Origin of the sequence: Streptomyces griseoviridis (assembly GCF_005222485.1) — a bacterium.
Classification (GTDB): domain Bacteria; phylum Actinomycetota; class Actinomycetes; order Streptomycetales; family Streptomycetaceae; genus Streptomyces; species Streptomyces hintoniae.
The window spans coordinates 921,695-943,796 of record NZ_CP029078.1 but is presented as its reverse complement, the minus strand read 5'-3'; the positions used below and the strand labels follow the sequence as shown (position 1 = coordinate 943,796).

The window sequence follows — 22,102 nt, the reverse complement described above, 5'->3', positions numbered from 1 at the left end:
TCACGGGCCGAACCGGAGAAGCCGGACCGGGCCGATCCAGGGGGGCACCTGGCCCGGTCCGATCACCGAGTCCCCTCTCAGCCCGGTCCCACACGTACCGGTGTCACCGGGAGCGATGCCCGGCCCGCACGGTCAGGGGCTCCACAGGGGCCAGGGAGGGCCGACGGCACCCGGCGGGGGCGGTGTCAGGGCCTGAGCAGGGTCTTGATCATGCCGTCCCGCTTGGCCTGGAAATCGGCGTAGGCCCGAGGAGCCTCCTCCAGCGGCAGACGGTGGGTGGCGAAGCCGTCGACGCCGAGCGGGTCCTCGTCCGTGAGCAGCGGCAGGAGGTCGGGCACCCAGCGCCGCACGTTGGCCTGGCCCATCCGGAACTGGAGCTGCTTGTCGAACATGCGCAGCAGCGGCAGCGGGTCCATGGCGCCGCCGTACACGCCGGAGAGGGAGACCGTGCCGCCGCGCCGCACCAGGTCGATCGCGGCGTAGAGCGCGCCGAGCCGGTCGAGCCCCGCCTTCTCCATGAACGGCTGGGCCACCGCGTCGGGCAGCAGTCCGGTCACCCACTGGGCGGCCTTGACCCCGGTACTGCCGTGGGCCTCCATGCCGACGGCGTCGATCACCGCGTCGGTGCCGCGCCCGTCGGTCAGCTCCCGCACGGCCTCGCCGAGGTCCTTCTCGTGGCGGCGCAGGTCCAGGCAGGTCACCCCGTGCCCGGCGGCGCGGTCGAGGCGTTCGTCGACCAGGTCCACGCCGATGACCAGGTCGGCGCCGCGGTACCTGGCGATGCGCGCGGCCATGTCACCGATCGGGCCGAGCCCGAGGACGGTGACCGAGCCGCCGGGCTCGAGCGCCGCGTACTCGACGGCCTGCCACGCGGTCGGCAGCACGTCGGAGAGGTAGACGAAGCGGTCGTCGGCGGGCCCCTCGGGGACCTTGATGGGCAACTGGTCGCCGAACGGCACCCGCAGATACTCGGCCTGCCCGCCGGGCACCTGCCCGTAGAGCCTGGTGTAGCCGAAGAGGGCGGCGCCGCTCCCGTACTCCCGCACCTGGGTCGTCTCGCACTGGGAGTGGAGCCCGCGGGAGCACATGAAGCAGGTGCCGCAGGAGACGTTGAAGGGGACGACGACCCGGTCCCCCCGGGCCAGACGGCGCACCTCGGGACCGATGTCCTCGACGACGCCCATGGCCTCGTGGCCCAGGATGTCGCCGGGGGCGAGGAACGGCCCGAGCACCTCGTAGAGGTGCAGATCGGAACCGCAGATCCCGGTGCTGGTGACCCGCACGATCACGTCGTCGGGCTGTTCGATCACCGGATCGGGAACGGTCTCCACCCGCACGTCGCGGCGGCCCTGCCAGGTGAGTGCGCGCATGCTGTCCGCCTTTCGCTCTCTCGCTCGTTCGCTCTTTCGCTCGTCTCGCGGCTGACCTTGCCGACAGCCGGGTCTGCGGACCTGGCACGCCCGACCGCGCGGACGCCACCGGCCCGGTTCCGTCACGGGAGAAGGCATCGCCCGGAGGCCGGCGATCTCCCTCTCCCGCACCCTCTTCGTCGCTCTCGAAGGGGGAGTCCGTCAGGAGCTGGTGCGGGGGCCAGGCCTGGTCTGGTTCAGCCGGCGGGCGGCGCGGTCGTTGCGTGCGCTGCCCCAGGCGCGCAGCCGGCGGGCCAGGGGGCCGCGGGGCGCTCCGGCCTCGTGTCCCTGACGCAGGGTCCCGTCTCCGCCCGGTGCGGGCAGCAGACGCGTCGCCACCGCCGTGAGGCGGGTGGTGAGGGCCGGCGCCACGCCGTGGGCGAGCTGGGCGGCCTTCGCGGCGGGCGTGAGGACGAGACGGGTTCTGCGCCGGACGACGGCGTCCACGATGCGGCGGGCCGCGCGATCGGCGTCCATCGACACCAGCGGCGCGCCGGCCAGCGCGCTGAACCAGCCGAACTCGGCCCCGGTGTCACCGCCGAACTCGGCCTGCCGGTGCGAGCCGGTCCGCATCAGCCCGGGGTGGACCGTGGTGACGCTGACCCCGTCCGCCTGGTACTCCGCGCGCAGGCCCTCGCCCAGCGTGCCGACCGCGGCCTTGGCACAGGCGTACGGGAGCAGGTGCGGCACGCCGAGCAGGCCGCCCACGGAACCGATCAGCGCGAGGCGGCCCTTGGCGCGCCGCAGGTAGGGCAGCGCTTCCAGGGCGGTGTGCACGGTGCCCCGGAAGATGACGTCGAGGGCGTCGTCGAACTCCTTCGCGCCGATCGACTCGACCGGGGCGACCTGGATGACGCCCGCGCAGGCGACCACGGTGTCCAGGCCGTCGCGCGCGTGGGTGGCCCGCATCACTTCCCTGACGGCCGTCCGGTCGCGCACGTCGCACACGGCGGTCCGTACCTCGGCGCCCGCCTCCTCGCGCAGCAGGGCGGCGGCCCGTTCGAGTTCTCCGGGGTCGCGGGCGACGATCGTGACGACGAATCCTCGACCGGCCAGCCGGCGCGCGATGCTCAGACCGAGTCCCCGGGAGCCGCCCGTGACGAGGGCGGAGGGCGCGGTCCGGCGTCCCGGCTTGTCGAAGGTGGTCATGGGCGCTGCTCCTCTGTCGTCCTCGTGCCGGGCTCGGCCTGCCCTCGGCGGCCCCGTCGGCGTCGTCACGGCGCGGCGCGCTCGCCGGGGCGGCGGCGTGTGCCCGCTCGCGACTGCGGCTGAGAAGGCGGGAGATGCGCGCGTCGGGGAGATCCCGGGGCGTGCGGACCGCGCGGCTCCGGCTGAGCCGCGTCGCTCGCCGCCGAGCGTCCGCACGGCCGGCGTGGCCTGTTCCCAGGACACCACCGTTCCGGGTCCCGGGCCACTCACGGCGGCGGCGGTCCGCGCCCGGACGGAGATCCGCCACCCCGGCGACCGCTATGGGCTGGTTCGGGTGTGGGGAAGAGGGAACCCGGCCCGCATGGCGAACTCACTCGTGCGCGGCGCTGTCCCCGTGGCCGCGGGCATCCTGGACCGCAACACCGTCACCCGCCCGGACACGGCCAGGCGGCGGGCTCGGGCCCGCGGCGGCGGACCCGCCCAGACGGTCGCCGGACGCGGCGACCGCCCCGTTCCGGGCGAAGGAGACACCCGGGCCCGCCGTCCGTCCGGCGTCCCCCACGGCATCGTCACGACCCGGGAGCGGCCGGTATGAGCGCGACGGGACGTTCCGCCCTCGTCAGGGCCGCGCTCGTCGGCGCGGCGACCGGTCTGCGCAGCCAGTGGGGAGCGGCGGCGGTGGCCTGGAGCAGCCCGCCCGACGCACGGGCGGGTCCTGCCGGACGGGACGCCGTCCGGGCCGGTCCGTGGCTGCGCGGGGCGACGGCGACGGCCGCGCTGGCGGAGTTCGTCGCGGACAAGTCGCCGCGCGCGCCGAGCCGCCTCGCCCCCGCCGGACTCGGCCCCCGGATGCTGTTCGGGGCGGTGTCAGGTGCCGTCCTGGCCCGCCGTCACCGGCCGGGGACCCCGGTGGCGGCAGCGGCGGCCACCGGGGTCGCCGCCGCCGTGCTGGGTGCCGTCGCGGGCGCGCGGTGGCGCGGCGCCGTGGGCGGCCGGGTGACGGGCGCGGTGGCCGAGGACGCGGTGACCGCCCTGCTCGCCTGGGCGGCCTGCGCTCCCGGCCGGGCCGCTCCCGCCGGGCGGCCGTCCACGGCGGACGAGGCTCCGGTGTGGGCGTCCACGGCGGACGGTGCTCCGGTGGCCGGCCAGGTCGACGCGGTTCCCGGCTACGAGGTGCGCGCGCAGTACGCGGCGGGCTCCTCACGCGGCTCGGCGCTGCCGCGTGTGGAGGTCTGGCACATGACGTCGGCCGACGCCACCCACGCCCTCTGCGGTGAGCGGATCGCGGCGGACGCCGAGACACAGCCGGTCGAGAAGTGGGGCACGGCCGCGACCGAGCCGTTCTGCCGGCTGTGCGGTACGCACTTTCTCCGCCAGGGCCTGTGAGCCCGCGACGTGCGGAGGGCGGGCGCGCTCAGGCGAACGTCTCGCGGAGAAGGGGCAGCAGCGTCTTCTCGGACCAGTCGAGGAACGGCTCCTGCGCGTCGCCGCCGATCTGGACGAGCGCGACCTCAGTGAACCCGGCCTCGACATACGGACGTACGGCCTCGACGAAGGCGTCGGGGTCGTCGCCGCACGGGATGGCGGAGGCGACGTCGTCCTCGGTGACGAACTGGGTCGCCGCCTCGAAGGAATCCGGGTGCGGGAGTTCGGAGTTGACCTTCCAGCCGAGCCCGAACCAGCGGAACTGCCCGTGCGCGCGGCCGATCGCGGCACCGCGGTCCGGGTCGTAGCTGACCGGGAGCTGTCCGACCCGCGGCTTGCCCGCGCCGCCGTGCCGGTCGAAGGCGTCGATCAGGGAGCCCTTGGGCTCGGTCGCGATGACCAGATCGGCCAGCCGGCCCGCGAGTTCGCACGACCGGTCGCCCGAGACGGCGATGCCGATGGGCGGCGGCGGGTCGGGGAGGTCCCAGAGCCGGGCCGAGTCCACGTCGAAATGCGTGCCGCGGTGGGTCACATGGCCGCCGTCGAACAGCGCGCGGATGATCTCCACCGCCTCTTCGAGCATCTCGTGCCGTACGTCCACGGCGGGCCAACCGGCGCCCACCACATGCTCGTTGAGGTTCTCACCCGACCCGAGCCCGAGGCGGAACCTGCCCTCGGACAACAGCTGAACGGTGGCCGCCTTCTGCGCCACCACCGCCGGGTGGTAACGCACCGTCGGGCAGGTCACGTACGTCATCAGGGGAATCCGCGAGGTCGCCTGCGCGGCGGCGCCCAGCACGCTCCACACGTACGGGGCGTGCCCCTGGGACCGCAGCCAGGGCGAGGAGTGGTCCGAGGCGACCGAGAAGTCGAACCCGGCCTCCTCCGCGCGGACCACGTGGTTCACCAGGTCCCTCGGTCCCGCCTGCTCCGTCATCATCGTGTATCCGATATCCACCATATGTCCGCGAGTGCCCTTCCTCGTCGAGGGAAAACACCCGCGCCTCTCACGCCAGCGGGCTCTCCGCGAGGGACGCCAGCAGGTGGGCGGGGTCGTCGTAGACGGCGTCGGCGCCCGCCTTCTCCAGGTCCTGGCGCGGGATGCCGCCGCAGAGCAGCGCCACGCACCGCACCCCGGCCCCGCTGCCCGCCCGCATGTCCCACACCGTGTCGCCGACGAACACCGACCTCCGCGCGGACGCGCCGACCAGTTCGAGGGCCCGCTCGACCGGCTCGGGAGCGGGTTTGCCCCGTTCGACGTCGCCCGCGCTCGCCGTCGCCTCGATGACGTCGTCCGCGTCGATCGCGGCGCGCAGCGCGGACAGCTCGGGCCCTTCGGCGGAGGTGGCGAGGACGATCCGCCAGCCGTCGCCCGCCAGGGTCCGCAGCAGCCGGCTCGCCTCCCGGAACGCGGACAGGCGTTCGAAATACTGGGCGTAGAGGACCGTGTGCGCGTCGCCGATCTCCTCCGCCTCCGCACCGGCGCGCTCCTCGCCCAGCAGCCGCGCGACGAGGTCGCCCGACCCCAGGCCCACCGCCCGGTGGATGTCGTGCGTCGCGACCTGGTGACCGGCCTGCCGGAACGCCTCCCACCAGGTCACCACGTGCAGATGGTTGGTGTCGACGAGGGTCCCGTCCACGTCGAACACGGCGGCACGCGGAGCCTCCGCGCCGCCACCGCTCCCTCCGCTGCCACGCGTCGTCGCCGCCATGACCGCCTCCTCACTCCCGGGGTGCGCCGGGTGCCCACACCGGGCCGACCGGAACCCGCCGGGTACCCACGAATCGCGCGGAGCCCCCGACGGGCCCGGCCGGCGGGGCGCACGCCCGCCGGATCAGCGGCCCTCCGCCGCCGTCAGCGCCCCCAGGGCCCCCGCCTGGGTGCGCCAGTCCCGCTGGTTCGGGGCCGTGCCCGCCCAGCGCCCGCCGAACCGGTTCAGGGCGTCCCGGTCGGTGGCCCAGACCGAGTCCGCCTGCCGCTTGAGATACGCCGCGTAGACGGCGGAGCCGGTGGCGTCCGCGAGGTCCGCGAGATGCCGCACGAAGACGCCCTTGAACTGCTTCTGGTTGTCGTCGCACCTGCTCGTGCCGGTGTCGCAGGACTCCGTCAGCACCCCGTCACGGGTCAGCGCCGACGACGAGAGCGCCGTGTCGGCCAACCGCTTCGCGGTGTCCAGGTAGCGGCTCCGACCGGTGGAGCGCCACAACTCGGTGAACGCGCCGACGGCCAGCCCCTGGTTGTAACTCCACACGGTCTGACCGTTGTTGGCGCAGCCCCCGGTGAGCCCGTCGTTCACGAGCCCCGAAGGGCCGATCAGCCCGCTGCCCAGGTACCAGTCGCCGGCCGCCACCGCCCGGCCGCCCCACGCCGTGTCACCGGCGATCCGCTGGTGCAGCGACGTCGTCAGCCACACGTACAGCCCGTTCGTCACCGCGTTCTTGTAGGTGCGCTCCCGGTCCCACCACACCCCGCCGCCGCACGTGCCGGTGTCCCAGTACCCGCGCACGTACTCGGTGATGGTGACCGCCTCGTCCAGGTACCGCTGCTCGTGCGTGAGGTCGTAGGCCGCGAGCCAGGCCACCGCCCACCACTCCGCGTCGTCGATGGCACGGCTGATGAAGTGGCCCTCGACCGGGTCGCCGCTGCGCACGCCCGCGGGGAAGACACCCCGGTTCTGCTCGAAAGTGCGGGCGACCGCCCAGTCGTAGTCGTGCCGTCCGGAGCGCCGGGCGAAGTCGACGAGCGCGGTGAGGGTCGCGGCGGAGTTCCACCAACTGCTGCGCCACCAGCCCTCGTACGGGTTGTACGACGCCATCAGCGCGTCCGCCGCCGCCCGCGCCCGGGTCGGCGTTGGGCGCACCCAGGCGGTGCAACTGCCCTCCTGGTGCGCGGACTCACGGCCGCAGGCGCGGACCGCGCCGCCGTACAGCAGGCCTCGCGGGTCGCGGGTGGCGAACAGCGCGGTCCTGGCCGTCGTCGCGCCAGGCGACACGCTCGTCCGGCCGAGCGAGGAACCCTCGGTCCAGGTCGCGCCCTCGTCCCAGGAGCGGTCGAGCCAGATCTCGTCGCCCGCGCCGCCGCCCGCGATGACGCCCCAGGCGGCGGAGTCGCGCTGGTCGACGTGGAGGCTGATGGTCCGCCCGTAGAGGGTCGTCGACGGCACCGGGGTGTCGTCGCCCGCGGCCGTGGCCGGGTCGGCGCCGTCACAGAACGCGCCGTCGCACACCGTCGGGTACACCCAGGCGGTGCAGCTGACGCCCGCCGCGTCACCGCAGGCACGGACCCAGCCGCGCCGGTGGTTCTGCGGGTCGGTGAGGTTGTACATGAGGGTGCGGGTGCCGGTCCAGGAGCCGGGGACGCTCGCCTTGCCGAGCAGCGGCTCCCAGGTCGCGCCCCGGTCCCAGGAGCGGTCGAGCCAGACCGAGTCGCCGGTCGAGCCGTTGTCGACGCTCGCCCAGGCCATGTCGTCGGGGTCGGAGACATGCAGCCGCAGGACCCGCCCGTTGAGGTTCCTGTCGGGCACGGGGAAGGTCACCTGGCGCGCCTTCGAGGGGTCGAGGGTGTCGCACGCCAGGGCGCAGACCGAGGTCGCGGCGCGGGCGGCGGTCGGGAGCGCGACGAGGCCGGCGAGAGCGACGACCGGCGCCAGGAACGCGCCGAGGATGCGGTGGGGCCGAACTGCCATGACGTACCACGCCCTTTCGTGAGGGCCGTGCACGGACAGGGAGCCGGCGGCCGCCGCCCGGGACGGCCGCCGGAGTTCAACTCGACGTGACTACAGGCGGATCGCGGGTGAAAGGAGCGCCGTCCGCACGTTGCTCACGGTGCCCAGGGCGCTCCGATCGCCCACGTGGTGTCCTCGGTGAAGGACGCGGAACCGTCCCAGGCGTGGCCGCCGCCGCGCCGCGCCAGCCAGAGTTCGGCGTTGGCGTGCCGCAGGTACTGGCCGGGGAAGCCGGCCGCCGACAGCCGGACGCCGCCGCTGCCCTGGACGGGGCACCAGGTCGCGTCGTCCCGCGACACCGCGGAGCCGTCGACCGCCTCGCGCCTGACCCGGAAGTCCCGGTGCCGCAGGTACTCGCCCGGGTAGTTGCGGGACTCGAAGCTGTAGCAGAGCCGGTTGGCGAGTCCGGCCCGCACCTTCCAGGTGGCGTCCTGCTTCACCAGGGCGGAACTGCCCTCGGTGACGACCTCGGTGGAGCCGAGCCCGTCGTAGTGGCGGACGTAGCGGTCGGTGTAGCCGGGGGTGGTGACCCGGATCGACACGTACTGGTCCACCGGCAGCCGCACCGGCGCCCCCACCGTGCGGGACGCGGCGATCAGCGCCTGGTTGGCGGCCCTGACCCGCGCCTCGTCGACCTTGACGACCTGCCGGTCGTAACTGATCAGACCGTTGGCCTCGTTCTCGACGTCGGTGATCTGCGTGTACACGGACGCCGAAAGGCCGCCCGCGGGAAGGGAGTTCTCCCGCAGCCCGTCGAGCAGCCCGACGAGACGGTCGTCGAGCGCGGACCGGGTCGGCTGGTCCTCGTAGCTGAACCCGCCGCCCGGATACCACTCGTGGCCGCTCTCCCGGAAGCCGAGGCCGCCGTACTCGCCGAGGACCGAGGCGCGCGCCGGCTCCGCCGGGGTGTTCCCCGGGCCGACGTAGTTGTGGTGGTCGACGACGTCGCCGTTGCCGCCGTCCCGCGCGCCGCAGCAGTTGACGCCGCTCATGTTGTCGACGAGGCGCGAGGGGTCGTACGCCTTGACCATGTCGGCGACGCGCGCCTGGTCGTACTGGCCCCAGCCCTCGTTCTGGTCGACCCACTGGATGAGCGCGGGCGAGCTGCGGTGCTGGTCGATGACGGCCCGGTACTCGGTCTCCCACTGGGTGCGGGCCGCGCTGTCGGGGCTCTTGCCGCTGTCCATGGACGGCATGTCCTGCCACACCAGCAGACCCAGCCGGTCCGCCCAGTAGAACCAGCGCTGCGGCTCCACCTTGATGTGCTTGCGGACCATGTTGAAGCCGAGGTCCTTGTGCTTGCGGAGGTCGTGGGCGAGGGCCTCGTCGGTGGGCGCGGTGTAGATGCCGTCGGGCCAGTACCCCTGGTCGAGGGTGCCGGTCTGGAAGACGAACGACCCGTTCAGCACCGGGCGTCGCACCCCGTTCACGTCCCGCACGTCGATCGACCGCATGCCGGTGTAGCCGACGACCCGGTCGGCGCCTGGGGCAGCGGTCAGTTCGGCGGTGACGTCGTACAGGAACGGGTCGTCCGGCGTCCACAGGCGCGCGTTCGGCACCGGTACCGCGAACTCGGTGCCGACCGCGCCGGTGGCGCTGCCGACCGGGGTGCGGCCGCTGGAGACGGTCACCTTGACGCGCGCGCCGTCCGCCCCGGTCCCGCGCGCCGTCACCCGCAGGGTGCCGTCCGTCAGGCGCGGGACCATGTCGAGGCGGGTGAGGTGCGCGGCGGCCGTCGGCTCCAGCCAGACCGTCTGCCAGATGCCCGACGCGGCGGTGTAGACGATGCTGTGGCCGGCGTGCGGGGTGACGTCCTGCACGCGCTGCTTGCCGATGGCCTGCCCGCCGGACTCCGTCGGGTCGTACGCGGAGACGACGACCGTGTTGGTGCCGCCGTTCAGCAGCGGTGTGATGTCGAACGAGAACGCGTCGTAGCCGCCCCGGTGGACGGCGCCCGCCTGCTGCCCGTTGACCCAGACCGATGTCTCCCCGTCACTGGCACCGAAGTTGAGCTGGACCCGGCGCCCCGACCAGTCGGCCGGCACGGTGAAGGTGCGCTTGTACCAGAGCCGGTCGTTCGCGGTGATCCTGCGCTGGATGCCGGAGAGCGCGGACTCCGGGACGAACGGCACCCGGATGCGCTCACCGAAGGTGGCCGGCTGCGCCGCGCCGCGGGCGGTGACCGCGAACTCCCAGATGCCGTTGAGATTCGCCCAGTCGGGGCGGACGAGTTGGGGCCGGGGGTAGTCGGGCAGCGGGTGGTCCACGGAGACCTGGTCGGTCCACGGGGTCGTCTGCGGCGCGGGCCTCGGGGTCCAGTCGTCCGCGGTGGCCCGGGAGGGCGGTGCGCCGGTGGCGAGCAGCGTCGCGGCCAGCGCCGACACCACGGCGGCGGTCAGCAGATGGCGCAGGGACCGTCTCACCAGGGGGAGGACGGCGGAGCGCGGGGCGGGGAGTCTCAGCACGGTGGCACGCCTTCCGTGGGACGGCTCGGGACAACGTTGTCGGGTCGTCATGACGCCGCGTCGAGCAGATCGAGGGCACTCTGCTGCCGGGCCGCGTCCACCGTGTCGAGCGGTCCGTACCAGCGCAGCCCGTACTGGTCGAGGGCGTTGCGGTCGCTCGCCTGGGCACGCGCGGCCTGGGTGCGCAGGTAGGCAGTGTAAGGGTGGTCCGACAGAACGGAGTTGAGCCGGGCCAGCCCCCGCACATGGGCGCCCTTGAAGGAGGGTCCGTCGCCGCCGCAGTCCCCGCCCTCGCACGGATCGCGCAGGATGCCGTCGGCGGTGTGCAGTTGGGACGTCGTCGTCGCCGCGTCCGCGATCCGGCGCGCGGAGCTGAGGACGCCGCTGTCACCGGTGGCCCGGTACAGCTCGGCGAGACCACCGAGCAGCACACCCTGGTTGTACGACCAGACGGCGGCGCCGTTGTTGCGGCAGGTCGACAGGTCGATGCCGTCGTTGACCAGGTTCGAGCCGTTCACCATGCCGGTGCCCTGGAACCAGGACCAGCCCGCGCGGGCCCGCGCCAGGTAGGCGGTGTCGCCCGGGACCCGGTTGTGCAGGGCCGCGTTGAGCTGGAGGTAGAGGGAGTTGGCGATGGCGTTCTTGTACGTCCGCGCCGTGCTCCACCAGACCCCGCCGCCGCACGTCGTGTCCCAGTAGGCGGCCATGTGGTCGGCGTCCGCGCGGGCCGTGGCGAGGTAACGGCCGTCGCCCGTCAGGTCGTACGCGGCGACCCAGGCGAGGCCCCACCAGCCGGTGTCGTCGATGTACTCGTTGCGGAACTGCCCGTCCCGCGCGTTGATGTTGGCGTCGTAGGTCCTGGCGATGGCGTACCGGTAACTGGGCATGCCCGTCACCCGGATGTTGTCGATGAGCGCGGTGAGGGCGTTCGCGGAGTTCCACCAGCCGGTGGTGTCGAAGAGGCCGGTGCCCTTGTTGTAGAACGTCATCAGGCCGGTGGCCGCCGCGGTGCGCCGCTCGCCCGCGTTCCAGGTGGTGCGGGCCCACGGGGTGCAGGCGATGTCGGCCCGGTCGCCCGCCTTGCCGCAGGCGCGCAGGGCGCCGACACCGTCGTTGTTCCAGTCGTCCACGTTGTACATCTGGGTGCGCCAACCCCGCCCGCCCGTCGGCACGTTGGTGTCGCCGAGCCTGCTGCCCGAGGCCCAGCTCCGGCCGCCGTCGAAGGACCGGTCGAGCCACACCTCGTCACCGGGGCTGCCGTTGTCGATCGACGCCCAGCCCATCGCGTCGGCGTCGTCGAAGTGCAGGACGACCGTGCGGGAGAAGACGCTCGCCGTGACCGGCGCGCGGTCGCCGGGGGAGAGCGAGGGGTCACGGGCGTCGCAGTACTTGTTGCAGATCGCGGCGGCGGCGAGGGAGGCGGACGCGGTCGCCGGGGCCTGCGAGACCTTGACGGTGCCGGCCCCGCTCCCGGCCCCGCCGGCGGACGCCGGTGTCGCGAGCGGGACGACGAGCGCGGACAGGGTCGGAAGGAGCGCCGCGATCCGCAGCAGCGGGCGCGACAGCAGACGGTGGGTGGGGGTCATGGGACCTTCCTGGTCGTCCGATGCCCCGGGCCGCACACCGGACGGCGCGTCGCCGCCCGGGCGGGCGGGGCACACCGGTGCGTGGGTGGGGGAGCGGGGCGCGCGGTGGGGGGTGACGGGAGTGGGGGAGCAGGGCGTGCGGTGGGGGTGACGCGGATGGGGGGAGCGGGGGAGAGGGGGCCCTGGCGGGCCGGCGAATATGAGAGCGCTCTCAGAAAGTAGGGAAGAGTGCCGGGTGCGTCAATGTCGGGCGCTGCCGCGGCCCGGCCTCCGCCGCGCCGGATGGGGGAGCCGTTGGTAGCGTGCCGGTATGGCCGAACGTGAGCACCGGGTCGTCATCGAGGGAAGACGGATCACCACGCCCCGGCTGGTGCTCCGCCCGTGGACGGCGGGCGACGCGGAGGCGGCCCTCGGGATCTACGGGGTCCCGGACGTCGCGCGGTGGCTGGCCCCGGCGCTGGAGCGGGTGCCGGACGCGGCGGCCATGCGGGAACTGCTCGAACGGTGGATCGCGCTCGACGAGACCCTGGACGCCCCGCAGGGACGGTGGGCGATCGAGCGGCGCGGCGACACAGCCGTGATCGGCGGGATCGCGCTGCTCGCGCTGCCCCCGGACCGCCGCGACCTGGAGATCGGCTGGCAGCTCGCCCCGGCGGCCTGGGGGAGCGGACTCGCGGCGGAGGCCGGGCACGCGGTGGCCCACTACGCCTTCGCCGCGGGCGCGGACGAGATCTTCGCCGTCGTACGGCCCCGCAACGAGCGCGGCGCCGCGACCGCGCGCCGGGTCGGGATGGAGTGGGTGGGGGAGACGGACAAGTACTACGACCTGCGGCTCCAGGTCTACCGGCTGCTTCCGGCCGACCTCGACGTGCCCTCGCTGCGCCCTGAGCAACGTCCCGACGTGGACTGACAAATCCCCTCTTCCGTCGCCCCGGTGACCGCACACGTCCTTTCTCTGTGCTGAACTGGTGCAGAATTGACGGGAGTTGTGGAAGGTGACAAGAATTCAGTCCGCTTCGCCACCGCGTTCGAAGTGACCGAAGCGACGCGAGTGGCTCGGTTCCGTGTGCCCGCGGTCGTCTCCGCACGCCCCGGTTCCGTGCCCTCTGCCACCTCCCACACCTTCCGATTGCACAGAGGCCCGATTTGTCTCGTAGGCAACGTTCCCGCACCCTGTACGCCCTCGCCGCGACCGCGTTCGCGGCCGGCGCCCTGCCCGTCCTCGTGGCGGGCACGGCGAGCGCCACGCCCGACGGCGGCTGCCGGTCCGCCACCGTCCAGTACCGCATGGTCGACGCCGACGGTAAGCCCGTCGGCCCCGATTGGACCTCGCAGGGCGGCTTCCACCAGTGGGAGAGCACGCCCGGCACCGTCGAGGTCCGCCTCGCCCCCGACCAGAAGGTCGGCGAGGGCTGCACCTACCCCGTCTCCCTCGCCGAGTACACCACCGAGGGCCCTGACTGGTTCTCGTCCGGCAAGCAGGCCCTCGTCGACAAGAGCACCGTCTACCTGGACGCCAAGGACGTCGCCACATCCGGCGACGACGGGCGGAGTTGGCAGAAGCTGACGGTCAAGTCCCCCGACTGCTACGGCCAGATCGACCTCTACGGCGACGACGTCACCTACGACGGCAAGACCGGGGAGGGCCACGGCCCGCTGCCCGACCAGCCCACCGGCGTCATGACCCCGTACCACCTCATCGCCGCCTGGAACGGCGGCGACAAGGCGTGCGAGCCGGGCAAGCCGGAGTCGCCCACCCCGACGCCGAGCGAGTCGACCCCCGGGACGCCCGCCACCCCGGGCACCCCCGAGGAGAGCGCGCCGCCGAAGGAGAGCACGCCCCCGGCCGAGGCGAGCAAGCCGCCCGCCTCCGCCTCCACCCCGCCCACCACCTCGGACGTGCCGCCGCTGGCGTCGAAGCCGCCGGCCTCCCCGGCGCCCTCGCCCAGTGACAGCGCCACGCCCCTCGCCGAGACCGGCGCGAACTCGTCCACCGGTCTGATCGCCGGTGGCGCCGTCGTGGCCCTCGGCCTCGGTGGCGGCGCCGTCTACCTGGCGTCCCGCTCCCGCGCCCGCCGCTCCTGACCCACCGGCCGGTGTCCGCGTCGGCTCCACCGGCGCGGACACCGGTTCCGGCGGCCTGGCTTCAACTCGCCCTCACGGAGCAGCCATTGGGGCCGTGAGGCCGGAGGGCGCCGCCGGTCCGCGCGGTGTCAGCTCCGGCGGGTGGCCATGCTCAGGGTGTTCGCCACGACGATCGCGGCGACGCTCGCGCACTCCGTCCAGCCGAGCCGCTGCCCGAGCCCGACCCACCCCACGAGCGCCGCCAGGACCGGGTTGACGCTCATGAAGAGGCCGAACGCCTGGGCCGGCACATGGCGCAGGGTGATCAGATCGGCGAGGTACGGCACCGCCGACGAGAGCACCCCCGCCACCACCGCGCATCCGACCGCGGCCGGCGTCGGCGGCCGGGTGACCACCACCACGGCCCCGACCGGCAGGAACATCAGCGCCGAGACGGCCGCCGCCGCCCCTGACCCCTGCGTGCCGGGTATCCGGCTGCCGACCGTCCGGTTGAGCAGGATGTACGCCGCCCAGCACCCGGCCGCGACCAGCCCGCACCCCAGGCCCGCGTAGTCCGTGGAGGGCCGCGGGCGCATCAGCGTGACCACCCCGGCCGCCGCGATCACCGCGCAGCAGGCGTCCACCCGCCTGCGGACGGCGGCCAGCGCGATGGTCAGCGGGCCGAGGAACTCCAGGGTGACCGCGAGCCCCAGGCCGATCCGGTCGACCGCCGTGTACAGGGACAGGTTCATCGCGCCGAAGACCACCGCCAGGGCGAGCACCGGCCACCACTGCCGCCAGGTGAAGGAGCGCAGCCGGGGCCGGCCGACGGCCAGCAAAACCACCGCGGCCACGTACTGGCGGACCGCGACGACCCCGACAGGGCCGATGACGGGGAAGGCGAGCGAGCCGATCGCGGCACCGGTCTGGTTGGACAGACCGCTGCCCACCATGGTGGCCACGCCGAACAGCCGACGCCGGCCGGGTGGCGCGGCGGGGGCCGGCAGGGCGACGGGATCGGTGGTCGAGGGTGCGGGCACACGGCACATGGACCGATCGTGCGCCGCCCGGTTCCACGCGCAAAATACGGCGCTGCCACGGTCTATACGCTGGAGTCATGGATGTGGAACTCCGGCAGCTGCGCTGTCTCGTGGCCATCGTCGACGAGGGCGGATTCACCGACGCGGCCATCGCCCTCGGCGTCTCCCAGGCCGCCGTCTCCCGCACCCTGGCCTCCCTCGAACGCACCCTGGGCGTCCGGCTGCTGCGCCGCACCTCGCGCGAGGTCGCGCCGACCCCGACCGGACTGCGGGTGCTGGCGCAGGCCCGCCGGGTGCTCGGCGAGGTCGAGGGACTGGTGCGGACGGCCACCTCGGGCCACGCCGGTCTGCGGATCGGCTACGCGTGGTCGGCGGTCGGCCGCCACACCTCCGCCTTCCAGCGCCGCTGGGCGCGGGAGCACCCGGAGACCGATCTGCACCTGGTCCGCGTCAACTCCACGACGGCCGGGCTCGCCGAGGGCACCTGCGACCTCGCCGTTGTCCGGCGGGCACTGGACGAGCGGCGGTTCGAACAGGTCGTCGTGGGGCGGGAGCGGCGGCTGTGCGCGCTGGGCGCGGACGATCCGCTGGCCCGCCGCCGCTCGGTGCGGCTCGCCGAACTGGCCGACCGGGTCCTGCTGATCGACCGCCGCACCGGCACCACCACCGCCGACCTGTGGCCGCCCGACGCCCGCCCGGACACCGAGGAGACCCACGACGTCGACGACTGGCTGACGGTGATCGCCGGTGGCCGGGCCGTCGGACTCACGGCGGAGTCGACCGCCCATCAGTACCCGCGCCCCGGCGTCGTCTACCGTCCGGTGCGCGACGCCGAACCCATCGCGGTCAGGGTCGCCTGGTGGCGGGACGACCCGCACCCCGCCACCGGGGCCGTCGTCGCGCTCCTCGGCGAGCTGTACCGGGACGCCTGAGCCCGGCGGGACCCGGCGGGCCCGCCCGTCACCAACGGGGCAGCCTCAGCTCGTAATCGGGCTCGACGCGGCGCATGTAGCCGGTGTCGTCGCGGCCCCGCATCCCCGACTCCAGGTAGACCCGGTGCAGCCGATCGAGGGCCTCGTGGTCGAGTTCGACACCGAGCCCCGGCCCGGTCGGCACCTTCACCTCCCCGTCGCGCAGTTCGAAGACGCCGGGCCGGACGATGTCGTCGGCCAGGTTCCACGGGTAGTGGGTGTCGCAGGAGTGGTCCAAGTGCGGGATGGCCGCCGCGACATGGGTCATCGCGGCGAGGCTGATACCCAGGTGTGAGTTGGAGTGCATCGACAGCGCGATCCCGAACGCCTCGCAGACGGCTGCCAGTTCACGGGTGCGGCGCAGGCCGCCCCAGTAGTGGTGGTCGGTCAGCAGCACCTGCACCGCGTTCTGCTCGACGGCCGGCCGCAGGTGCTCCCAGGCGATCACGCACATGTTGGTGGCCAGCGGCAGCGGCGAGTCCTTCGCCACCTCGGCCATCCCCGCGATCGTCGCCGTCGGGTCCTCCAAGTACTCGAGGAAGCCGTCCAGTTCACGGGCGACGTACCGGGACGTCTCCACCGTCCACGCGGTGTTGGGGTCCAGGCGCAGCGGCTGCCCGGGGAACGCCTCGGACAGCGCCCGGATCGCGGCGATCTCCTCGTCTGGCGGGAAGACACCGCCCTTCAGCTTGAAGGAGCGGAAGCCGTAGCGCTCCCGCATCAGCCGCGCCTGCGCGACGATCCCGGCCGGGTCCAGCGCCTCGCCCCAGTCGTCGCCGACCGCCTCGCGCCCGTCAAGGGCCGGGTGTTCGCCCCACTTGTAGAAGAGGTACCCGGCGAACGGCACGCTGTCCCTGACCCGCCCGCCGAGCAGGTCGCTGACCGGCCGCCCGAGCAGCTTGCCCTGCGCGTCGAGGCAGGCGACCTCCACGGCCGACGTCGTCCAGCCCCGCTCGTGGGAGCTGGGCACGGTCGGCAGCAGCACCGCGTCGACGGCCGCCGTCACCGCCGTCGTGTCGAAGACGTCCAGGCCGACGACGGCCTTCGCTGCCGCGTCGAGGCGCTCCAGGCGGACCGCGCCGCCGGGGGACTCGCCGAGGCCCACCGTGCCGTCCTCCAGCCTGAGTTGGAGGACGCAGCGCAGCGCGAGCGGCTCGTGGACGCCGTTGGAGTTGAGCAACGGCGGGTCGCGGAACGCGATCGGGGTGACGATCAGTTCCCGGATCTTCGTACCGGTGGTGCTCATGCGCGGACAGCCTCCATGCCGTGGTCGATCAGTTGCGCCGGCCGGGCCACACGGCCGGGCGCGGGGTCGAGCGGCGGGGCCCGGACGCCGCCGACGAGTACAGGTCGAGGCTGATGCCCATGACTCCTCCGTTCATGTCCGTGAACTATTTTCATCAAGCTGAATGATCACCCAAGCTACGAATCGCTTCCTCGGTATGTCAAGACAGGTCAGGGAGATTTCGGCGGGGAGATCTCGTCCGTGGCGTCGCCGGGCGCGCGCCCGTGACCTCGACCGCTGTCGTGTTCGTGACGTCGCCCGCTGTCGTGTCCGTCACCTCGCCCGCCGTGTCCGGACCCCAGGGGGCCCTGGACGTGACGAGGCCGCCACCCGCGTGTGGGGTGGCGGCCTCGTGATGTTCAGGAACGGGGCGCCGAGCCTCTCGGCTCCGGCCCTGCCCTGCGGCTCTGGCGTGCCCTCAGTTCCGCTGTGCGAAGGCCCCGGCCTCGCCGAAGGCCAGCGCGGCGAACCGCTCGCCGATCCGGCGGTGGGTGGCGGCGTCGGGGTGCAGGCCGTCGGGGAGCGGCAGTTCGGCGGCGTCCTGCTCGCCGTAGAGGGCGAGCCCGTCGAGGTGGTGCAGATGCGGGTCGTCGGCCCGTCGCTGCTCCACGATCCGCGCCAGCTCGTCCCGGATCACGGTGAGCGTCAGCTTCCCCGCCGCCCGCTCGGCGGGGTCGCCCGTCGCCTTGAACCGCAGCTCACCCTCGGCGATCCGGCTGAAGTCGGGCGCGCTCGGCCCCGGGGTGTCCTCGTGGATCGGGCACAGCAGCGGCGACACGACCAGCAGGGGCGCTGTCGGGTGTCCCTCCCTGATCGTGTCGAGGAACCCGTGCACGGCGGGCGTGAACGCGCGCAGCCGCATCACGTCGGCGTTGACGAGATTGATGCCGATCTTGACGCTGATCAGGTCGGCGGGCGTGTCCCGCAGGGCGCGCGCGGTGAACGGGTCGAGCAGCGCGCTGCCGCCGAAGCCCAGGTTGATCAGCTCCACACCGCCGCGCGAGGCGGCGAGCGCGGGCCAGGTCGTCGTCGGGGTCGCGGCGAACGAGCCGTGGCTGATCGAGCTGCCGTGGTGCAGCCAGACGGGACGGCCGGGGTCCGGCGCGGGTTCGACGGGCGCGTCGGTGCGCAGCGCGACCAGTTCGGTGGTCTCGTCGTGCGGCAGCCAGATCTCGACGTCCTTCTCGGCGTCGGGCAGCCCCGCGAAGCGCAGGGTCCCGACCGGGCCGGGCGTCAGCTCCGCCCCGCCCACCGTCATGTCGATCGTGAGCGTGTTCCCGCCCGCGACGCTCCCCGAACCGGCGGGACGGCCGTCGACGACGAGGTCGTACACGCCGTCGGGCCGGGGCGGCACGCCCGCGTAGACGCGCTTGGTGGGCAGGGTGTCCAGCTCGATCGCGGTGGCCCGGGTGCGGAAGGCCAGCCTGACCCCGGAGGGCTGCGACTCGGCCATGGCCAGCTGCGGATCGTGGAACTGGGCGCGGGCACGGGCGGGCAGCCGGTGCGGCAGCAGACCGTGCGCGGTGCGCTCGACATCGAGGGCGCCGCGCAGGAGTGCGGCGGTGAGCGGGGTGGTGATCCAGTCGTGCGAGGGGGTGTGCATGCTCTCCACCTGGGGCTTCAGGACGGTTCTGACGGTGCCTGCGGGGCCGTGGGCCAGGAGCGCAGCAGAGCGTCGAGGGCGTCGAGGACGCGGGTCCAGCTCTCCTGCGAGTCGGGGGCGCTGTGGCTGAAGCCGCCGGCCAGCTCCAGGCTCACGTACCCGTGGAAGGTGCTGCCCAGGAGCCGCACGGCGTGGGTCTGGTCCGGCTCCGCGAGGTCGTAGCCGCGCAGCACCGCGCGGGTCATCTGGGCGTGCCGCACCCCGGCGCTCGCGGCGGCCGTCGCCGGGTCGAGCGGCAGCCGGCCCGCCGTGTAGCGGCCCGGGTGTTCGTGGGCGTAGTCGCGGTAGACGTTCGCGAGCGCGACCAGGGCGTCCTTGCCTGCCCGCCCGGCCAGCGCGGCGGCCGCCCGGTCGGCCTGCTCCCGCAGCACCAGCAGCGCGATCCTCGTCTTGAGGTCGTGCGAGTTCCGCACGTGCGAGTACAGACTCGCGACCTTGACGTCGAACCGCCGGGCCAGCGCGGAGACGGTCACCTGCTCGAACCCGACCTCGTCGGCCAGCTCGGCTCCCGCCTGCGCCAGCCGCTCGGGGGTCAGTCCCACACGACGCACCATGCCCGTCCTTCCACTCGGCACCACCGATTATGAAACTACCTAAAGCTTTTAGGCAAACGGGGGTCTCATTTAGGAACGGAGGTCTCGTCTAGGGACGGCGTCTCATTGAGAGGGGAGCGGAGCGCGAGGACGGGAGCCTCGGCCGGGGCGGGTCCGGGCGGGCTGCCGGGTGAGTGGTGGGGCGGGTGGTCGCGTCAGACGGGCCGTACGGCGATCCGCAGGGCGGACTCACCGGCGTAGAAGGCCGACTCCTCCCGGATGGCGGCGCCTGGGCCCGGCGCGTGGATCATCTGGCCGTTGCCGGTGTAGAGGCCGACATGGCTGAAGTTGTCGTGGAAGAAGATCAGGTCGCCGGGGCGGGCCTCGGCGAGCGGGACGATCGTGCCGGCGCCCGCCTGCTCGTGCGCCAGCCTCGGCAGCGCCACCCCGGCGCTGCGCCAGGCGGCCTGGACGAGGGTCCCGTTGTCGTACGAGCCCGGTCCCGCGGCGCCCCACACGCACGGCCTGCCGATCTGGGCGCGGGCGAAGGCGATCGCCCGGTCCGCCTTGGTGACGATCCCGGCGTCCCGCACCGGAGCGGTGGGCGCGGCCGGGGCGACGCCCGTGTCCAGGACGCTCGGCTGCCGCAGCCGCCACTCCTCCTCGGCGGCCCGCCTGGCCTGCTCGGCGGCCTGCGGCCACGGAGTCGAGGGCGAAGGGACGGGCTCGAAGGGCGGCTGGGCAGGGACCTGTTGGCCATCGCCGAAGTAGAACGGCGTCTCGGGGAGCTGCTGTTGGGGGTCGGTGAAGACGAACGCGGCTGGCTGGTAGGCAGGTTGGGCCTGCTGGAGCGGTTGAACCTGCTGGGCCGGGAATTCCTGCTGAGCCTGGTGATGCTGGTGGGCGAGCAAGTCTTGCTGGGCAGGGAAGCCCTGGTGGGCCGGGAAGTCCTGGTGGGTTTCGGTGGGCAGGAACGACTGCTGGGGGGCCGGGGCCTGTTCAGGCTGAGCGAACGGGAAGGACGGCTGCTGGGCCGCGGCTTGCGGGATCTGGGGCTGGGGGGCGGCGGTCTGCGGGATCGGGGGTAGGAGTGCCGTCTGTGGGATCTGGGGCTGCGGGAACGCGGTCTGCGGGATCTGGGGCTGGGTGAATGTGGTCTGCGGGATCTCGGGCTGCGGGAACGTGGTCTGCGGGAACGGCGTCTGCTGGGCCTGGGGCGGTCCGAAGGGCATCTGGCCGGTCGGCGTCCGCTCTGCCGGCGCGGGCGCGGGTGCCGTCACAGGGATCGGCCCGGTGCGCTGGGCGAGCTGCCGGGTCAGCAGCTCACGCGCGGCGGCCACCTTGTGCCGGCCGGCCTCCTTGGCCTCGCGCAGCGCGGCCTGCCGGGACGGCTGCCGTGACGTCGGAGCCGCCGGGCTCGGCGCGACGGGCAGCGCCGGGGTGAGGGCCGGAGGCAGTGCCTCGGCGGCCGACCCCCGGCGGGGCTCCGGTATCGCCGGGAGGATCGCGGTCGGCGCGGTGGCCGGTTCCGGTGGCCGGGGCGCGGCTTCGAGCGCCGTCGGCGCCGGGGCCGGTGCGGCGGGTGGCAGCGCGGCGACGGCCCGCGCGGTCAGCTCAGGGACGGGACCGGCCGCCGGGAGTTCGGGGACGGCGCGGGCGGTGGGCAGCGCGGGCCGCTCCTGCCGTGGCTCCAGCGCCCCGGGCTCGGCCGGGCGGCCCGGACGCGGGGCGGGTCTGGCCGGCATCCGGTCGGCGGGCAGCACCGCGGGGAGCGTCGGACCGACCGACGAACGGGCCAGGTCGAACAGTCGCCGGGTGACGTTCTCGAGGTCCGCGTCGCTGACGCCCCGGCCGCCGCCCTGGGCGCCGCGCCCCCGGGACCCCGTGCTCATCGCGCGGGTGGCGTTGAAGGTGCCGGTGTCGCTCTCGGCGCGGTCGTAGAGGGTGTTCACCCGCCGCCGCACCTCTTCGCGACTCGGCCCCTCCTCGGTCGTCGTCATGGGCGCCGTACTCCTTCCGTCCTCCGCCTGCCGGGCCGGCTGTCGGGTTCGGGCGGGGAAGATGCGGAAGGCACGCCCTACGGCCCTGCCCCGGAGGGCGGACGGGCCGATTCACCCCACGTGTCGGTCGGGTCCCGGCTCCGGCTGCCACGGGGGCGGGCCGGACTCGGCGGAGGCCGCGTGACCCGGCGGAGATCGCCGGAGTGAGTCGTGCGGCCCGAGCGTCAACTTAGCCAACTTGTGCTCCCCGTGTGAAGATTGGGGAACGATATGTCCGATACGCTTCTGTGACCTTCGTCGTGACGGGCCGTCAGACGTGTCATCCGCAGCACCCCGGGCGGGTCAGGAGGGGCGACGGCGTGCGGCGGGCGTTCTCAGGAACGCGGGCCGTCGGCCTCCGCCGCCCGCTCCGCGTTCCGCTTCTTGATCCGCACGGTCTCCTTGCGGACCTCGGCCTGCGTGGCGCGCTCCTTGGCCAGCCACTCGGGCCCTTCCGCCCGCAGCGCCTCGATCTGCGCGGTGGTGAGGGGCTCGGTGACCCCGCCGCGGGCGAGACCGGCGATGGAGATGCCAAGCCGGGACGCCACCACCGGGCGGGGGTGCGGACCGTTGGCCCGCAGCTCGCGCAGCCACTCGGGCGGGTCGGCCTGCAGCTCGGCGAGCCGGGTGCGCGAGACGTCACCCTCGCGGAATTCGGCGGGGGTGGCCTCTAGGTACACCCCGAGCTTCTTCGCCGCGGTCGCGGGCTTCATCGTCTGGGTGGTCTGGTGCGACTTCATACCGTCCA

Annotated in this window: 18 protein-coding genes; 5 read left to right on the top strand and 13 right to left on the bottom strand. The window is 73.9% G+C overall.

The window, feature by feature from the left end:
- Window positions 1-185: 185 nt before the first annotated feature.
- Together DDJ31_RS03965 and DDJ31_RS03960 are read right to left on the bottom strand one after the other, a co-directional pair.
- Complete coding sequence (locus tag DDJ31_RS03965) at window positions 186-1,370, bottom strand: zinc-dependent alcohol dehydrogenase (protein ID WP_127181680.1); 1,185 nt, start codon at window positions 1,368-1,370, stop codon at window positions 186-188.
- Between the two features lie 201 nt (window positions 1,371-1,571).
- Window positions 1,572-2,558 carry an SDR family NAD(P)-dependent oxidoreductase gene (locus tag DDJ31_RS03960; RefSeq protein ID WP_127181681.1) on the bottom strand — a complete coding sequence of 329 codons (987 nt, stop codon included), beginning with the start codon at window positions 2,556-2,558 and terminating at the stop codon, window positions 1,572-1,574.
- A gap of 361 nt (window positions 2,559-2,919) precedes the next feature.
- Here DDJ31_RS03960 and DDJ31_RS03955 point away from each other — a divergent pair, with 361 nt between their 5' ends.
- Window positions 2,920-3,153, top strand: coding sequence for a hypothetical protein (locus tag DDJ31_RS03955; RefSeq protein WP_127181682.1), 234 nt, complete (start codon window positions 2,920-2,922; stop codon window positions 3,151-3,153).
- Entirely contained in the window at window positions 3,150-3,944 is a 795-nt protein-coding gene (locus tag DDJ31_RS38745) for a hypothetical protein (RefSeq protein WP_206280729.1), read from the top strand. Before DDJ31_RS03955 ends, DDJ31_RS38745 begins: the two co-directional genes overlap by 4 nt.
- 28 nt (window positions 3,945-3,972) lie before the next feature.
- Here the strand turns inward: DDJ31_RS38745 and DDJ31_RS03945 are convergent, their stop codons facing one another.
- From DDJ31_RS03945 to DDJ31_RS03925, 5 genes are all read right to left on the bottom strand, one after another.
- Entirely contained in the window at window positions 3,973-4,944 is a 972-nt protein-coding gene (locus DDJ31_RS03945; RefSeq protein ID WP_127181683.1) for an LLM class F420-dependent oxidoreductase, read from the bottom strand.
- 46 nt (window positions 4,945-4,990) lie between these two features.
- Window positions 4,991-5,695, bottom strand: a complete 705-nt coding sequence (locus tag DDJ31_RS03940; RefSeq protein ID WP_127181684.1) for an HAD family hydrolase — start codon at window positions 5,693-5,695, stop codon at window positions 4,991-4,993.
- A gap of 123 nt (window positions 5,696-5,818) precedes the next feature.
- A complete protein-coding gene (locus DDJ31_RS03935; RefSeq protein WP_127181685.1) occupies window positions 5,819-7,669 on the bottom strand; it encodes a glycoside hydrolase family 76 protein in 1,851 nt (616 codons plus the stop codon).
- Window positions 7,670-7,803: 134 nt separating this feature from the next.
- Complete coding sequence (locus DDJ31_RS03930) at window positions 7,804-10,224, bottom strand: AbfB domain-containing protein (RefSeq protein WP_431028808.1); 2,421 nt, start codon at window positions 10,222-10,224, stop codon at window positions 7,804-7,806.
- Window positions 10,221-11,759, bottom strand: a complete 1,539-nt coding sequence (locus DDJ31_RS03925) for a glycoside hydrolase family 76 protein (protein WP_127181686.1) — start codon at window positions 11,757-11,759, stop codon at window positions 10,221-10,223. Before DDJ31_RS03925 ends, DDJ31_RS03930 begins: the two co-directional genes overlap by 4 nt.
- Window positions 11,760-12,069: 310 nt before the next feature.
- Here DDJ31_RS03925 and DDJ31_RS03920 point away from each other — a divergent pair, with 310 nt between their 5' ends.
- Complete coding sequence (locus DDJ31_RS03920; RefSeq protein WP_127181687.1) at window positions 12,070-12,669, top strand: GNAT family N-acetyltransferase; 600 nt, start codon at window positions 12,070-12,072, stop codon at window positions 12,667-12,669.
- A gap of 236 nt (window positions 12,670-12,905) precedes the next feature.
- Window positions 12,906-13,844 (top strand): LAETG motif-containing sortase-dependent surface protein, encoded by a 939-nt coding sequence (locus tag DDJ31_RS03915; protein WP_127181688.1) that lies wholly within the window; start codon window positions 12,906-12,908, stop codon window positions 13,842-13,844.
- 128 nt (window positions 13,845-13,972) lie between these two features.
- Here the strand turns inward: DDJ31_RS03915 and DDJ31_RS03910 are convergent, their stop codons facing one another.
- Window positions 13,973-14,872 (bottom strand): EamA family transporter, encoded by a 900-nt coding sequence (locus DDJ31_RS03910; RefSeq protein WP_127181689.1) that lies wholly within the window; start codon window positions 14,870-14,872, stop codon window positions 13,973-13,975.
- Between the two features lie 68 nt (window positions 14,873-14,940).
- Between DDJ31_RS03910 and DDJ31_RS03905 the strand changes: the two genes are divergently transcribed.
- The gene (locus tag DDJ31_RS03905; protein ID WP_127181690.1) at window positions 14,941-15,795 is read left to right on the top strand and encodes a LysR family transcriptional regulator; all 855 of its coding nucleotides are present in this window, start codon (window positions 14,941-14,943) and stop codon (window positions 15,793-15,795) included.
- Between the two features lie 28 nt (window positions 15,796-15,823).
- On the opposite strand, the gene DDJ31_RS03900 is transcribed toward DDJ31_RS03905, so the two are convergent.
- The 5 genes from DDJ31_RS03900 to DDJ31_RS03880 all read right to left on the bottom strand — a co-directional run bounded on the left by DDJ31_RS03900 (window position 15,824) and on the right by DDJ31_RS03880 (window position 22,094).
- A complete protein-coding gene (locus tag DDJ31_RS03900) occupies window positions 15,824-17,080 on the bottom strand; it encodes a glucarate dehydratase family protein (RefSeq protein ID WP_127181691.1) in 1,257 nt (418 codons plus the stop codon).
- Window positions 17,081-17,537: 457 nt separating this feature from the next.
- Window positions 17,538-18,722, bottom strand: a complete 1,185-nt coding sequence (locus tag DDJ31_RS03895) for a GDSL-type esterase/lipase family protein (protein ID WP_127181692.1) — start codon at window positions 18,720-18,722, stop codon at window positions 17,538-17,540.
- Between the two features lie 17 nt (window positions 18,723-18,739).
- Entirely contained in the window at window positions 18,740-19,333 is a 594-nt protein-coding gene (locus DDJ31_RS03890; protein ID WP_127182968.1) for a TetR/AcrR family transcriptional regulator, read from the bottom strand.
- 197 nt (window positions 19,334-19,530) lie between these two features.
- A complete protein-coding gene (locus tag DDJ31_RS38875) occupies window positions 19,531-21,315 on the bottom strand; it encodes an NlpC/P60 family protein (RefSeq protein WP_253302952.1) in 1,785 nt (594 codons plus the stop codon).
- 374 nt (window positions 21,316-21,689) lie between these two features.
- Window positions 21,690-22,094, bottom strand: a complete 405-nt coding sequence (locus DDJ31_RS03880; RefSeq protein WP_127181695.1) for a DUF5997 family protein — start codon at window positions 22,092-22,094, stop codon at window positions 21,690-21,692.
- Between the last annotated feature and the right edge of the window lie 8 nt (window positions 22,095-22,102).

Excerpts from the sequence above, each read along its gene's own strand:
- DDJ31_RS03965 (WP_127181680.1), bottom strand. The coding sequence starts at position 1,370 with ATGCGCGCACTCACCTGGCAGGGCCGCCGCGACGTGCGGGTGGAGACC.
- DDJ31_RS03960 (WP_127181681.1), bottom strand. The coding sequence starts at position 2,558 with ATGACCACCTTCGACAAGCCGGGACGCCGGACCGCGCCCTCCGCCCTC.
- DDJ31_RS03955 (WP_127181682.1), top strand. The coding sequence starts at position 2,920 with ATGGCGAACTCACTCGTGCGCGGCGCTGTCCCCGTGGCCGCGGGCATC.
- DDJ31_RS38745 (WP_206280729.1), top strand. The coding sequence starts at position 3,150 with ATGAGCGCGACGGGACGTTCCGCCCTCGTCAGGGCCGCGCTCGTCGGC.
- DDJ31_RS03945 (WP_127181683.1), bottom strand. The coding sequence starts at position 4,944 with ATGGTGGATATCGGATACACGATGATGACGGAGCAGGCGGGACCGAGG.
- DDJ31_RS03940 (WP_127181684.1), bottom strand. The coding sequence starts at position 5,695 with ATGGCGGCGACGACGCGTGGCAGCGGAGGGAGCGGTGGCGGCGCGGAG.
- DDJ31_RS03935 (WP_127181685.1), bottom strand. The coding sequence starts at position 7,669 with ATGGCAGTTCGGCCCCACCGCATCCTCGGCGCGTTCCTGGCGCCGGTC.
- DDJ31_RS03930 (WP_431028808.1), bottom strand. The coding sequence starts at position 10,224 with ATGACGACCCGACAACGTTGTCCCGAGCCGTCCCACGGAAGGCGTGCC.
- DDJ31_RS03925 (WP_127181686.1), bottom strand. The coding sequence starts at position 11,759 with ATGACCCCCACCCACCGTCTGCTGTCGCGCCCGCTGCTGCGGATCGCG.
- DDJ31_RS03920 (WP_127181687.1), top strand. The coding sequence starts at position 12,070 with ATGGCCGAACGTGAGCACCGGGTCGTCATCGAGGGAAGACGGATCACC.
- DDJ31_RS03910 (WP_127181689.1), bottom strand. The coding sequence starts at position 14,872 with ATGTGCCGTGTGCCCGCACCCTCGACCACCGATCCCGTCGCCCTGCCG.
- DDJ31_RS03905 (WP_127181690.1), top strand. The coding sequence starts at position 14,941 with ATGGATGTGGAACTCCGGCAGCTGCGCTGTCTCGTGGCCATCGTCGAC.
- DDJ31_RS03900 (WP_127181691.1), bottom strand. The coding sequence starts at position 17,080 with ATGAGCACCACCGGTACGAAGATCCGGGAACTGATCGTCACCCCGATC.
- DDJ31_RS03895 (WP_127181692.1), bottom strand. The coding sequence starts at position 18,722 with ATGCACACCCCCTCGCACGACTGGATCACCACCCCGCTCACCGCCGCA.
- DDJ31_RS38875 (WP_253302952.1), bottom strand. The coding sequence starts at position 21,315 with ATGACGACGACCGAGGAGGGGCCGAGTCGCGAAGAGGTGCGGCGGCGG.
- DDJ31_RS03880 (WP_127181695.1), bottom strand. The coding sequence starts at position 22,094 with ATGAAGTCGCACCAGACCACCCAGACGATGAAGCCCGCGACCGCGGCG.